The organism is Microcystis aeruginosa LEGE 91341 (genome assembly GCF_015206885.1).
In the GTDB taxonomy this organism is placed as follows: domain Bacteria; phylum Cyanobacteriota; class Cyanobacteriia; order Cyanobacteriales; family Microcystaceae; genus Microcystis; species Microcystis aeruginosa_H.
This window is the reverse complement of the sequence record NZ_JADEXY010000118.1, coordinates 1-13521: the sequence shown is the minus strand read 5'-3', so window position 1 is coordinate 13521 and position 13521 is coordinate 1. Positions and strand designations below refer to the sequence as shown.

Here is a 13521-nt window from a genome sequence, read left to right as displayed (position 1 = left end):
TTGGCAGAGGATTAAAAATTAGTTATTGTGACTAACTCTTTTGGTTAGAAAAAGATAAACTTGAGAATCTTCGGTCAAATTTATTGACTCAAAATCAGCTATACTTAATTTAAATGAAACAGCCCTAGGGGCAAGGGGGGATCAAACCTTATTAAGGTTAGTCAACAAACCATAAACAATAATCAATTATCACAATCGATTCTAATCTATGCAAAAAAAACTCTATGGACAGCTTGCCGCCCAACACTAACCAGTTTTCAGATACCCAAGAGCCAGCAGCGAGTCCATCTCAGCGCCAAGCAGTGCCGGTCAATTATGAGTACAGCCTCAATCTGCCGGAATTACTCAACCAGCTTGACCTCTCGGTGTTGATTTCCACCTACCAAGCAGGACGAGTGGCCAGCATTGGCGCTTATCAAGGACAAATGCGGGTGATTTTCGCCCATTTTGACCAAGCGATGGGTTTAACCCGAACCGCTACCGGAATTGCTGTGGGCGCTCGTCAGGCAATTTGGAATTTACCCGCTAATCGAGAGATTGCCCCCCAGATTAAACCAGAAGGGGAACAGGATATTGCTTTTTTAGCTCGTTCTTCTCACCTCACCGGTCCGATTATGGGTCATGATTTGGCCTTTGGCAGTAATCGCCTTTGGGTAGTCAATACCCTATTTAACTGTCTGGCAACCATCGAAGGAAATTGGAGTTTTCTCCCCCAGTGGAAACCGCCCTTTATTACCGAGTTAGTCCCTGGAGACCGCTGCCACCTCAATGGCTTGGCTATGGCTGAAAATAGCGGCACTCCCGCCTATGTAACGGCATTGGGGGAAACCAACGAGGAAAGCCTCTGGCGAGAGAATAAGGCCCAAGGGGGATGCTTAATTGATGTGCCGAGGGGAGAGGTGATTCTGCGGGGTTTAGCGATGCCCCATTCTCCCCGTCTTTACCAGGGTAATCTCTATTTCCTCAATTCCGGTTATGGAACCTTGAACCGTTGGCATCCCCAAACTGGTGGCACGGAAATCATCGCGGAATTGCCCGGTTTTACCCGGGGTTTAGACTGTTGGGAAGGTCACGCCTTTGTCGGGTTGTCCCAAATCCGGGAAACGGCGATTTTTGGCGGTTTACCCCTGGATGAGCGGCGTAATCAATTGCGGTGCGGGTTGGCTATTGTCAATCTAGCTACCGGTCAACTGGTGGCGACTTTTTGGTTCAATAGCGGCGTGGAAGAGGTTTTCGCCGTCTCTGTGCTGCCGGGCTACCGCAACCCAGCGCTAATTGGACCGGATACCGACCTCGACGGCACTCAATCGGTGTGGATGGTGCCTTCTTTAGGAACTTAATTGTTTAATTTTCACCCTATTATTCAGGAAAAAATCATGTCAATTCCTTTTTTAGTTAAAGATATCTTCCCCGGTTCCTTTGGTTCCGACCCCCTTTATCTGACGGCATTATATAGTTTTACCAATAAATGTTAGAACAAAGATGTAGATGTAGGTTGCTCTAATGGGAAGTTTTGTGACGACAAGTAGCATTGATGATATTTATGGGGAATAATAGATTTAGATGAGTGCCTAACTTTCCAATTGGTAGCGACTTGCCATGAACCCAACAACCGCCAATTATGATGAACCCTGGAAAGAAGCATTAACCGAGTATTTTGAAGCGTTTTTATACTTCTTTTTCCCTGAAGTTCACCAATTAATTGATTGGACAAAAATTCCTGAATCCCTAGAAAAAGAACTCAAACGGATTACCGCTTCAGCAAAGACAAAAAAACGTTTCGCTGACAAACTCTATAAAGTCTGGTTACTCAGGGGAGAAGAAATCTGGATTTTGATTCATATTGAAATTCAAAGCCAGTACGAAGAAAATTTCCCCCAGAGGATGTATATTTATAACTATCGTGCCTTTGATTTGTATCAGAAACCGGTTATCAGTCTCGCTATCTTAGGAGATGAACGAGTAAATTGGCGACCAGATTCCTATAATTATACTATCGCTGGTTGTGAAGTAAGTCTGAAATTCCCAACGGTTAAATTACTGGACTATGAGGAAAGCTGGTCAGAACTAGAAACAAGTAGCAATCCCTTTGCTATAATAGTCATGGCACACCTGAAAACAAAAGCGACTACTGGGAAGCTGCCAGAACGGGAACAGTGGAAGTGGAGATTAATCAGGGGATTATATGAAAAGGAGTTCGAGAGGGAACAGATAATTAAACTGTTTGAAATCATCGACAATATGATGACTTTATCCCCTGAATTACAGTCAAGTTTAGAGAGTAAAATTAAACAATTTGAGGAGGAAAGAACCATGCCTTTAATGAGTAATATGGAGTTACGAGGAATCGAACGCGGTAAGGAAATTGGTAAGGAAATTGGTAAAGAAATTGGCGCGTTAGAAAAGGCTCGTAACTATATTAAAACGGTGCTGAAAACGCGATTGGGTGACATTCCAATAGACATTGAGCAAGCTGTAGATAAAATTGCTGTATTATCGATTTTAGACGAGTTACTGAAATCGGCATTAACCGTTAATTCTTTTGATGAGTTGCATCAACTTTTAGAACAATAGTCTCAGTAATTTTCTTCTCCAATGAACCCAACAACCGCCAATTATGATGAACCCTGGAAAGAAGCATTAAGCGAGTATTTTGAAGCGTTTTTATACTTCTTTTTCCCTGAAGTTCACCAATTAATTGATTGGACAAAAATTCCCGAATCCCTAGAAAAAGAACTCAAACGGATTACCGCTTCAGCAAAGACAAAAAAACGTTTCGCTGACAAACTCTATAAAGTCTGGTTACTCAGGGGAGAAGAAATCTGGATTTTGATTCATATTGAAATTCAAAGCCAGTACGAAGAAAATTTCCCCCAGAGGATGTATATTTATAACTATCGTGCCTTTGATTTGTATCAGAAACCGGTTATCAGTCTCGCTATCTTAGGAGATGAACGAGTAAATTGGCGACCAGATTCCTATAATTATACTATCGCTGGTTGTGAAGTAAGTCTGAAATTCCCAACGGTTAAATTACTGGACTATGAGGAAAGCTGGTCAGAACTAGAAACAAGTAGCAATCCCTTTGCTATAATAGTCATGGCACACCTGAAAACAAAAGCGACTACTGGGAAGCTGCCAGAACGGGAACAGTGGAAGTGGAGATTAATCAGGGGATTATATGAAAAGGAGTTCGAGAGGGAACAGATAATTAAACTGTTTGAAATCATCGACAATATGATGACTTTATCCCCTGAATTACAGTCAAGTTTAGAGAGTAAAATTAAACAATTTGAGGAGGAAAGAACTATGCCTTTAATGAGTAATATGGAGTTACGAGGAATCGAACGCGGTAAGGAAATTGGTAAGGAAATTGGAGCGTTAGAAAATGCTCGTGATTTTGTGAAAAAAGTTTTGGAAAACCGACTAGGCGATATCCCTGGAGATATTGGACAATGTCTCAATGATGCTTCAGTTATTTCGGTTTTAGAAGAGATGTTAAAAGCCGCACTTATAGTAAATTCTTTTGAGGAGTGTAGGAAGTCTTTTAGTATCATCATAAATAAGTAGTGTGGGTAATACCTACCTTACTTAGTAAGCTGTTTGAAATTATCGACAATATGATGACTTTATTCCCTGAATTGCAGTCAAGTTTAGAGAGTAAAATCAAACAATTTGAGGAGGAAAGAACCATGCCTTTAGTAAGTAATATGGAGTTACGAGGAATCGAACGCGGCAAGGAAATTGGTAAGGAAATTGGCAAGGAAATTGGCGCGTTAGAAAATGCTCGTGATTTTGTCAAAACAGTTTTGCAAGCTCGCTTAGGTGAAGTTCCTTTAGATGTAGAACAATACCTGAATAAAGTTTCGGTACTATCTACATTACAAGAGATTGTTAAATTAGCAGCTACCGCTAATTCTCTCGCAGAATTTAAGCAGTCTTTGGCAAAAATCAACATCTAGAAAACCTTCTTCTTTAGAAAACGGGTTTCTTTGAGAAACTCTTTGAGAAACCCGTTTTCTTTGGTATTTAGAAACCGGGTTTCTTTGAGAACCTATTTAGAAACCGGGTTTCTTTGAGAACCTATTTAGAAAACGGGTTTCTTTGAGAAACCGGGTTTCTTGTCTTTGAGAAACCCGGTTTCTTGTAATAAATGTTAATTTTTGTTATGAAAACCTTGAAAGGTTGACGATTCTTTGAGTAAAATAGCCGCAGTAATCTTTCTAGGTCAGCGTCATGACTTCTATTAATACCCACTGAAACCATAATAAATCATAAGCAAAAATCAATGTTAATAATCGATTCTAATCTATGCCAGAGATGAACGTGGGTTGGCTTAAGTACCTAAGCAAAATTAATTACACAAATCTAACCCCCCCTTGCCTCTTGCCTATCTCCACTAGGAAATTTATTTTGCACCACTACCTAACTGTTTAATTTTCACCCTTTATTCAGGAAAAAATCATGTCAATTCCTTTTTTAGTTAAAGATATCTTCCCCGGTTTATTTGGTTCTGACCCCCGCTATCTGACGGCGGTGGGCAATACCCTGTACTTCCAGGCCCAGGACGGCGTTAACGGTACTGAATTATGGAAAAGCGACGGCACGGCGGCTGGTACAGTTCTGGTCAAAGATATTGTTCCCAGTTTCTCTGGTTCCTTCCCCCGCAATCTAACAGCAGTGGGCAGTACCCTGTTCTTCACTGCTGATGACAGCGCGAACGGTCGGGAATTATGGAAAAGCGACGGCACGGCGGCCGGCACGGTTCTGGTCAAAGATATTTTTCCCGGTTCCTTTGGTCCCTACCCCCGCAATCTAACGGCGGTGGGTAACACCCTCTTCTTCACTGCCGATGACAACAATGACGGTCAAAAGTTATGGAAGAGCGACGGCACGGCGGCCGGTACGGTTCTGGTCAAGGATATCAGCCCCACCAGCAATCTAACGGCAGTGGGCAGTACCCTGTTCTTCCGGGCCTTTGACAGCGTGAACGGTGAGGAATTATGGAAAAGCGACGGCACGGCGGCCGGTACGGTTCTGGTCAAAGATATCCGCCCCGGTTCCTTTAGCTCCAGCCTGCAAAATCTAACGGCGCTGGGCAATACCCTGTTCTTCACTGCTTTTGATGTGAACGGTACTGAATTGTGGAAAAGCGACGGCACGGCGGCCGGTACGGTTTTGGTCAAAGATATCCGCCCCGGTTCCTATACTAGCTCCTCCCCCCGCAATCTAACACCAGTGGGCAGTACCCTGTTCTTCACTGCCGATGACGGCGTGAACGGTCTTGAATTATGGAAAAGCGACGGCACGGCCGCTGGTACGATTCTGGTCAGAGATATCCGCGCCGGTTTCTCTAGCTCCAGCCTGGAAAATCTGACGGTGGTGGGCAGCACCCTGTTCTTCACTGTCGATGACGGCGTGAACGGTAAGGAATTATGGAAAAGCGACGGCACGGCGGCCGGTACGGTTTTGGTCAAAGATATCCGCGCTGGTTCCTCTAGCTCCAACCCCGGCAATCTGACGGCAGTGGGTAATACCCTCTTTTTCACTGCTTTTGACGGCGTAAACGGTGAGGAATTGTGGAGGAGCGACGGCACGGCGGCCGGTACGGTTTTGGTGGCCGACACCCGACCCGGTGCCTCTAGCTCCAACCCCAGCAATCTAAGGGCAGTGGGCAGTACCCTGTTCTTCAGCGCCGATAACGGCGTGAACGGTGAGGAATTGTGGGCCGTGAGTACGCCCGCAATTCCCACCCTCGCTATTGCCGCCACCAATGCCAGTCAAACCGAGGGCAACAGTGGCAGTAAAGCTTTCACCTTCACCGTCACTCGTTCTGGCAATACCACGGGAAGCAATAACGTTAACTGGGCAGTTATAGTTATCAGCAGCGGCAGCAATCCTGCTAACGCTGCCGATTTTGTCGGGGGATTGTTCCCGTCAGGAACCGTGAGTTTTGCCCCGGGAGAAATCAGTAAAGTGATTACCGTTAACGTTCTGGGAGATACCACATTTGAACCGAACGAAAACTTTACCGTCATCCTCTCCAATCCCACCAACGGCGCTAACATTACCACCGCTACTGCCACGGGAACCATCAATAATGATGATGTAGCAATCCCCATCCTCACCATTGCCGCCACCAATGCCAGTCAAACCGAGGGCAACAGTGGCAGCAAAGCCTTTACCTTCACCGTCACTCGTGCGGATAACACCACCGGAAGCAATAACGTCAACTGGGCAGTTACCGGCACTGGCACTTTTCCCGCTAACGCTGCCGATTTTGTCGGGGGAGTGTTACCCAGTGGGGTAGTGAGTTTTGCCCCGGGAGAAAGCAGTAAGGTGATTACTGTTAACGTTCTGGGAGATACAACGATAGAACCGAACGAAAACTTTACCGTCACCCTCTCCAATCCCACCAACGGAGCTACTCTCGGCACTCCATCTACGGCAACCGCGACCATTGTTGACGAGGACTCCGTTCCTTTTTTAGTTAAAGATATCTACCCCGGTTCCTTTGGTCCCTACCCCGGCAATCTGACGGCCCGGGGCAATACTCTGTTCTTCACTGCCTATGACAGCGTTAACGGTGAGGAATTGTGGAGGAGCGACGGCACAGCGGCCGGTACAGTTGCGGTCGCCGACATCAGCCCCGGTGACTATGGCTCCTACCCCAGCAATCTGACGGTGGTGGGCAGTACCCTGTTCTTCCGGGCCTATGACAGCGTGAACGGTACTGAATTATGGAAAAGCGACGGCACGGCGGCCGGCACGGTTCTGGTCAAAGATATCAACCCCGGTGACTCTAGCTCCTACTTCTACAATCTGACGGTGGTGGGCAACACCCTGTTCTTCACTGTCGATATCGGCCGTACAGAGGAATTGTGGAAAAGCGACGGCACGGCGGCTGGCACGGTTCTACTCAAGAACATCAGCCCCGGTGACTCTACCTCCGACCCCGACAATCTAACGGCGGTGGGCAACACCCTGTTCTTCAGTGCCAGAGGCGTTAGCGGTAATGAATTGTGGAAAAGCGACGGCACGGCGGCCGGTACGGTTCTGGTCAAGAATATCCGCCCCGGTTCCTCTAGCTCCGACCCCCGCAATCTAACAGCAGTAGGCAATACCCTCTTTTTCACTGCGGATAACGGCGCGAACGGTCGGGAATTGTGGAAGAGCGACGGCACGGCGGCCGGTACGGTTCTGGTCAAAGATATCCGCCCCGGTTCCTCTTACTCCCCCCCCCGCAATCTGACGGCAGTGGGCAGTACCCTGTTCTTCACTGCCAATAACGACGTGAACGGTGAGGAATTATGGAAAAGCGACGGCACGGAGGCCGGTACGGTTCTGGTCAAGGATATTTTTCCCGGTTCCTCTTACTCCCCCCCCCGCAATCTAACGGCGGTGGGTAATACCCTGTTCTTTACTGCTTTTGACAGCGTGAACGGTCGGGAATTGTGGAAAAGCGACGGCACGGAGGCCGGTACGGTTTTGGTCAAAGATATCAACCCCGGTGGCCCTAGCTCCGTCGCGGAAAATCTAACGGCAGTGGGCAACACCCTGTTCTTCACTGCCGATGACGGCGTGAACGGTGAGGAATTATGGAAAAGCGACGGCACGGCGGCCGGCACGATTCTGGTGGGGGACATCCGCCCCGGTTCCAATGGCTCCAACCCCCGTAATCTGAGAGTAGTGGGCAGCACCCTGTTCTTCACTGCCGATAACGGCGTTAACGGTGAGGAGTTGTGGGCCGTGAGTACCCCCGCAATCCCCATCCTCGCCATTGCCGCCACCAGTGCCAATCAAACCGAGGGCAACAGTGGCAGTAAAGCCTTTACTTTCACCGTCACTCGTGCGGTTAATACCACGGGAACCAATAACGTTAACTGGGTAGTTACCGGCACGGGAACCAATCCTGCCAATGCCACGGATTTTGTCGGAGGGTTGTTCCCGTCAGGAACCTTGAGTTTTGCCGCCGGGGAAACCTCAAAAGTAATTACTGTTAACGTTCAGGGAGATACAACAGTAGAACCGAACGAAAACTTTACCGTCACCCTCTCCAATGCCACCAACGGCGCTACTATTACCACTGCTACTGCCACCGGAACCATCAATAATGATGACTTTATCGGTACTTCTGGCCCGGACACCCTTGTGGGTACTTCTGGAGCAGATGCCATGACTGGATTAGCCGGAAATGATACTTATACGGTAAATAACGCCGGGGATTTGGTCATTGAAGCTCTCAACCAGGGAACCGATACCGTGCAAGCTTCCATTTCCTATACCCTTCCCAACAACGTGGAAAATCTCCTTCTCACAGGTACTGGTAATCTTAATGGTGCGGGTAATGCCTTAAATAACCAGATTACAGGGAATAGTGGCAATAATAGCCTCAATGGTGCTGCTGGAGTCGATACCCTAATCGGTGGCGCTGGTAACGATAGCCTCAATGGTGCTGCTGGAATCGATACTTTAACTGGTGGGGTGGGGACAGACATCTTCATCTTCCAGTTTAGTCAATCTACCGCCGCAGCCCTAGACCGAGTTACGGATTTTGCTATCGGTACTGATAAAATTGACCTGCTTAGTCAAGCTGGTGCGGCAATTAATGCCCCTGTCGCTTTTACCCGGGCAACAGATAGCACCACGACCAATATTAACACCATTGTTACTAACGTCTTCATTGATGCTAATGGGGCAACAGCCGGAAATCAAGCTCTCGGAATTAACAGTGCTGTTTTAGTGCGGGACAATAGTTCTTCTACTTACCTAATTATCAACGACGGTACGGCGGGTTTCCAAAGTGCTAATGATTTGGTGATTAATCTCACCGGGTTAACGGGTACTTTACCGGCGCTCGGCACTATTGCGGTCAATAGTTTCTTTGTCTAAATTAATGGGGGGGATTAATTCTCCCCTTTTTTTTCCCGAACTTTTAGCACCAATTTTTCAATCTGACTGCACTTCGTAACAAAAATTTACAACCCCATCATAAGCGATCGCACTCTCGTCCGTCGCTGTGCCTAGACGTTTTTAGATTATTATCATTTACTTTAATCAATGTTTAAGGAACGAACTCTACCAGATTGGCGTACTGTTACAGAGCATCCAAAACCAAAACTTTTAAATCTGGGACAGCAGCTAAACGGGCATCATTGGTCAAGAAAAACATAGCACCTTCTCCCATAGCAGTGACAATCTGGATTGCGTCTGGAGTTCGCAAGTTTTGTCTTGCTCTTAACTGGGCGGCAACTTCGGCGATCTCAACGGAAATAGGTACTGTAATTAAGTCTTCTTGATCGAGAAGAATATCACGATACTGGCAGGCAAGTTCTACATTGCCTGAGCGTAATGGATGCACCAAAACTTCCGTCAGCGTCAACGTAGAGGTAACAACTTGAAACTCGCCTCGACTTAGCGCCCCAAAAAAGGCACGCACAAGCCCTAAATATGCCTGATTTTGCTCGATCAGGTAAATGAGTGGTGCGGTATCCAACCCCACAACTTGACCTTGTAGTTGCATCAGCCATTCCATGAGGCACGTTCCTGATTAACGTACTCTTGAGCATCAAGTCCATTCCAGATTTCTTTTCCTAGTCCTTCTAGTTCCATAATGCTATGCTTGGGCTTAACAAGCATAGGGCGACGTACCATTACAGCTAACTCTTTTAACAAGCGAAGTTGCTCTTCTGGGGTGAGATTCTCCACTTGCCGGCGAACATCTTGATAGGTAGTCATGCTCTTTACTCCCTGTTTCTTCTATTAATCATGTCATATTGCCCACAGATCACGGCTCCAAAAAGTAAGGTAAAATGCCTCCATATTTGTCTATATTCGATCGCACTCCCGTCTGTCGCTGTGCCTAGACGTTTTTAGATTATTATCATTTACTTTAATCAATGACCATGGTGTGTTCCCCAAAATCGATCGCTGCAGCGGTAGGACTTGCATCAGGGAACGCACTTTACCATATCTACCATAGCGGCGATCATACTATTCCCAAGTTAGAGTTATACCTTCTAGGTTACATACTCTCTGAATAGTTTCCAGTTTACTTTCCGTCAATTTCCCAAATAGGTGAACTCTCATTTTATGTTTGGGATAATACTGTCCATAACTCTTTATTTGGCCAATCGCTGATTTCCAACCTTTTGTATTTTTAACTTCAATTATTTCCGTATTAGTTAAGACATCTATTCTACCTACCTTATCAATGTAAACCTCGGTTTTTCCTCCTAATTCCCCAGCCAGTTTGTCCCGATACCAAGCCTCTGTCCCCTTTACAGGAGTATTTATCTCCGGCTCAATAACTATGCCATTAAGCTGATTAATAAAGTCCCGAATTGCTCCTCTTACTAATTTTTGAGCAGCATTGGGGGACTGTCTTTTCCGTTTAGCCATTACTTACTCAGTGAATAATTTAGAGATACCATACCCAGCCAAACCAATTACTGCTCCTACTGCCGCTACGGGAGCCATCGTCACCGCAACTGCCGTCCCTCCTACTGCTAATCCCATACCTCCAACCAATGCTGATATACCGGCTCCAGCACCCGCACCAATTGCCGCTGCTCCAATTGCCGTTGCGTCTTGTTCTTCTATTGCTTTTTTGGTTCCGTAAACTGCCGTGCCGACCACTGCTCCTGCCGCTGCTACTGGAGCCATACCGACTCCTAGAGCAGTTCCTCCTACAGCAAGTCCCATACCGCCAACTACTGCCGATGCACTAGCTCCAATGGCTGTACCCACTCCCACTGAAATCATTGCCTCTTGAACTTCTTCTGGCTTATTTTTGTCCGTCATTATTTTGCCTCATTTTTTAGGTTTAGCTAATTATACAGAAACTTTCCGAATAACCAAAGTAGGAATATATGGAAACTTTTGGCATATCACCCCGTTTTGTGGATTTCTGACAATCAGCCAAGATACAAAGAACTTTTCAGCGACCATAGCACCAATTATAATTCTTCGGGTAACTGAGCAGACTAACTATAAAGTTGCGATGGCGGAGCAAATTCTTTCTCTACTCTTGTACTTAATTGTCATTTTAACGGCTTTTTGGTTTATTAGCCCTCAAAAAAAGCCCCGTAGTCATCCCGCCTATCATCTTGCTTGTTTGCTAGAAGATGCTCCTGAAAGCTCTTTAAAGGGTCAATTTTGTCCCCTGGCTACTCCCTTGGCTACCCCGATCGCTTGTACTGTTCCGCAAGTTTGGCGCAGTGTATATAGGCAGTCTCTGGCAAAACCGGATGTTAATTATTGGCAATGGCGCGGTATGCCCGAAAATGAGCAGTTTTGTCGGGAATTACGGGAATTATTACAATTAAATCCGGCTAGAGGTTACGCTCAGGAAATTCTGGAAAGTCTCGCCTTGAATCAAGATCCTTTTTATCATCTCTATTGGGATCTAAAAGCGATCGCTAATGGTAACTTTAACACTATCGGGACTAATAAACTAGCTGAGGGCAGATTCGCCAGGCGAGATTTGCGAACTCATCAGCAGATGCGGAGGGATTTTCGTCAATGGCATTTACAAGCTTGTAAACAGTTGGGAAAAGAGCGGGTTAAAGCGGTTTATCGGCTGTGTTATGGAGCAGATTGGTCATTAATCGCCCAAATTCTCTATCCTTCGCCTCGTTCCTTGGCCGTGATGATTATAGAGTCGTCTAATCCCGTTTGGTGGCGAGTTTTGGGGATTACTCCTTTTAGCACGACTAGCCGGATTGAGAATAATTATAAAACTCTCTTGTGTTATTGGCATCCCGATCGCAATTCCCATCCCAATGCTACAGAAATCACTGCCCATCTTAATCGCGCCTACGATTGTTATCAAGGTTTTCAGGAGATGAGCAGCCAAGATAATGCACCTTTGTGGACGAAAATCCGTCGCTGGATTCCTTAGACTCTACTCTAGTTTTTCCCTTGACTTTTTCCTTAACGAAAGAATGTTAGTCTAGGAACAATTTACGACCACGCTTGCACTCTCAGGGTAATGAATCTAGTGCTTTTAAACAATCGCTACCAAATTGTTAGTACCCTTGCTAGGGGGGGATTTGGGGAAACTTATATCGCTATCGATACGAATATGCCTTCTCAACGGCGCTGTGTGATTAAAAAATTGCAGCCGGCTATTCAAAGTGAGGAGATGCCAGAATGGTTAAAAGAACGTTTTCAGAAAGAAGCAAGCGTTTTAGAGGAATTGGGGGAGCAAAATCGCCAAATACCCCGTTTATACGGTTATTTTGCCCAAGATAATCACTTCTATCTGGTGCAGGAGTGGATTGAAGGGGAGACACTAACCCAAAAACAGCAACGACAGGGAAATTTATCCTCCTCAGCAGTGCAGACGATTTTGGAGAATTTACTGCCTGTTCTCGATTTTATTCACAGTCGCCGCATTATTCACCGGGATGTGAAACCCGATAATATTATCTTAAGAAATAGTGATAATTTGCCCGTTTTAATCGATTTTGGGGTAATGAAAGAAGCAGTCGCCACCTTACTCGATCCTACGGGAAAAAGTGCCTATTCGATCGCCCTTGGCACCCCCGGTTATATGGCTTCGGAACAGGCTGCCGGGAGACCGGTCTTTTCTAGTGACCTTTATAGCTTAGGCTTAACGGCGATTTTTTTATTAACGGGAAAAACTCCCCAATATCTAGAAACTGACTCGCGCACGGGGGAAATTCTCTGGCGACAGGAGGCAGAAAATGTTAATCCTAATTTAGCTATGGTAATCGATCGAGCGATCCGTTTTCATCCCCGCGATCGGTTTGCCACTGCTAGGGAAATGTTAGCAGCTTTGGCAGAAATATCCCCCGATTTGTCCACCCAACCAACTATCGCGGTTTCTCCCCATAGTCCCCGATTAAAGTCCTCTACACCCCCAAAACCAACCGTCTCCCCCACTGTGGTTATTCAAACCAATTCTGGGGAAAAAAAGAATCCTTGGCTGTGGATTTTGCTGATTTTTGCGGTGACAATTGGAGCTTTTGCCCTAGGATATCGGGGATTTATGGCTCTTTTACCTAAAAATGAGGAAATTAAACCATCACCAACCCCTGAACCTTCTCCTAGTCCTGAAATAATTGCTCCTCCCTCCCAAGATTTTCCCCCTATCCGACGACCTTCTCGTCAACGGACTCCCATTTATTCCCCGACTCCTACCCCATCCCCGACTCCTACCCCAGAGGTGATTCCTAGTCCAGAAGCGACTCCAGAATTAACTCCTAGTCCCACCCCAGAAGAAGTAATTCCTATTCCTGTTCCTCTTCCTGAAACAGAGCCGAGTCCTCAAGTTTCTCCCCTTCCTTCTCCTTCTCCTTCTCCTTCTCCTGTTCCAGAGGTGATTAATCCCCCGGTTAATGAGGATAAAATTGAACCGATCGCTCCTCCGGTTTTATCACCTTCTCCTCCTGAAGAAAATAGTAATTAATCTAAGTAGGTAGGTGTTAAAAGTTGTCAGACACCCCCCTTATCAAGGGGGATCCCCCCGCCTATCGGCACCCCCCTTATCAAGGG

General features: G+C 46.2%; 10 protein-coding genes and 1 pseudogene. 7 read left to right on the top strand and 4 right to left on the bottom strand.

What is annotated here, in order from left to right:
• The first annotated feature begins 224 nt into the window (after positions 1 to 224).
• The 5 genes and pseudogenes from IQ234_RS16145 to IQ234_RS16125 all read left to right on the top strand — a co-directional run bounded on the left by IQ234_RS16145 (position 225) and on the right by IQ234_RS16125 (position 8892).
• Positions 225 to 1340, top strand: coding sequence for a TIGR03032 family protein (locus IQ234_RS16145; RefSeq protein WP_193957826.1), 1116 nt, complete (start codon positions 225 to 227; stop codon positions 1338 to 1340).
• A gap of 259 nt (positions 1341 to 1599) precedes the next feature.
• Complete coding sequence (locus IQ234_RS16140; RefSeq protein ID WP_193957825.1) at positions 1600 to 2574, top strand: hypothetical protein; 975 nt, start codon at positions 1600 to 1602, stop codon at positions 2572 to 2574.
• A gap of 21 nt (positions 2575 to 2595) precedes the next feature.
• Entirely contained in the window at positions 2596 to 3570 is a 975-nt protein-coding gene (locus tag IQ234_RS16135; protein ID WP_193957824.1) for a hypothetical protein, read from the top strand.
• 26 nt (positions 3571 to 3596) lie between these two features.
• Positions 3597 to 3962, top strand: a pseudogene (locus tag IQ234_RS16130) (hypothetical protein); the annotation flags it as partial.
• Positions 3963 to 4464: 502 nt separating this feature from the next.
• The gene (locus IQ234_RS16125; RefSeq protein ID WP_193957823.1) at positions 4465 to 8892 is read left to right on the top strand and encodes an ELWxxDGT repeat protein; all 4428 of its coding nucleotides are present in this window, start codon (positions 4465 to 4467) and stop codon (positions 8890 to 8892) included.
• A 205-nt stretch (positions 8893 to 9097) separates the two neighbouring features.
• Here the strand turns inward: IQ234_RS16125 and IQ234_RS16120 are convergent, their stop codons facing one another.
• The 4 genes from IQ234_RS16120 to IQ234_RS16105 form a co-directional block, all read right to left on the bottom strand.
• Positions 9098 to 9535, bottom strand: a complete 438-nt coding sequence (locus tag IQ234_RS16120) for a type II toxin-antitoxin system VapC family toxin (RefSeq protein WP_193957822.1) — start codon at positions 9533 to 9535, stop codon at positions 9098 to 9100.
• Positions 9523 to 9738 carry a hypothetical protein gene (locus IQ234_RS16115; protein ID WP_193957821.1) on the bottom strand — a complete coding sequence of 72 codons (216 nt, stop codon included), beginning with the start codon at positions 9736 to 9738 and terminating at the stop codon, positions 9523 to 9525. Before IQ234_RS16115 ends, IQ234_RS16120 begins: the two co-directional genes overlap by 13 nt.
• A gap of 255 nt (positions 9739 to 9993) precedes the next feature.
• A complete protein-coding gene (locus IQ234_RS16110) occupies positions 9994 to 10401 on the bottom strand; it encodes a hypothetical protein (protein ID WP_002798417.1) in 408 nt (135 codons plus the stop codon).
• A gap of 3 nt (positions 10402 to 10404) precedes the next feature.
• Entirely contained in the window at positions 10405 to 10803 is a 399-nt protein-coding gene (locus tag IQ234_RS16105) for a hypothetical protein (RefSeq protein ID WP_002746868.1), read from the bottom strand.
• A gap of 199 nt (positions 10804 to 11002) precedes the next feature.
• On the opposite strand from IQ234_RS16105, the gene IQ234_RS16100 reads away from it, so the two are divergent.
• Positions 11003 to 11902, top strand: a complete 900-nt coding sequence (locus IQ234_RS16100; RefSeq protein WP_193957820.1) for a J domain-containing protein — start codon at positions 11003 to 11005, stop codon at positions 11900 to 11902.
• Positions 11903 to 11992: 90 nt separating this feature from the next.
• On the top strand, positions 11993 to 13435 hold the full coding sequence (locus tag IQ234_RS16095; protein ID WP_193957819.1) for a serine/threonine-protein kinase: 1443 nt from the start codon (positions 11993 to 11995) through the stop codon (positions 13433 to 13435).
• The last annotated feature ends 86 nt before the right edge of the window (positions 13436 to 13521 follow it).